Here is a 624-nt window from a genome sequence, read left to right as displayed (position 1 = left end):
AGTAAGACCACCCACCTCCAACTTGAATAAATCATCATGTCCTCACTGGTGATCAAGATTTCGTTTCATAGCATGAAAATAATTATTTTTGACCTTAGAACTGTCAAAATAACATCACTGATGGTTCTGACAAAGATCTTTTAAGGCAAATTTTTGACGATCCGTTAACTAAGCTTACCACATGAATTTATTGATATTTTTTCGATCAACTTCAAGGGCGTTGTGCCTTTGACAGACAATCTGACTAAAGTTGTATGCCTGCCCGGACGGCAGTGGATTTGTAACTGCGCCGAATCAGGGGTGTTGCTGTCTGATGTGAGTTATGAGGCAATGGAAAATCACTAAAATAAGCCAAATACATCAGAAAAATTCCATTTCATCGTACGGGCTTTCTTTGCAGGAACGGAGCCGGCTTTCAAGATCACCACAATGAACCTCTAACTGATAGCCATCGGGATCGAGAAAGTAAATTGACTCCCCTTCACTCTTATTGCTTTTCCACTCTGTGACACCGGCATGCTGTATTTTCTCGCGAAATGAAGCCATGTCGCCTGTGGTGTAAAACCAAGAACATCCACATAGAAACGAAAACTGCGGGGCAAATGACTGACAGCAAAAGTAAGG

1 protein-coding gene is annotated in these 624 nt (G+C 41.5%); it reads right to left on the bottom strand.

What is annotated here, in order from left to right; genetic code table 11:
* Window positions 1–360: 360 nt before the first annotated feature.
* Window positions 361–624 (bottom strand): VOC family protein (locus J1785_RS00450; RefSeq protein WP_476655346.1); only part of this gene is annotated, 264 nt, incomplete at its 5' end.

It is taken from the genome of Rahnella perminowiae (assembly GCF_019049755.1).
GTDB lineage: Bacteria > Pseudomonadota > Gammaproteobacteria > Enterobacterales > Enterobacteriaceae > Rahnella > Rahnella perminowiae.
This window is presented reverse-complemented; position numbering and strand designations above follow the sequence as displayed.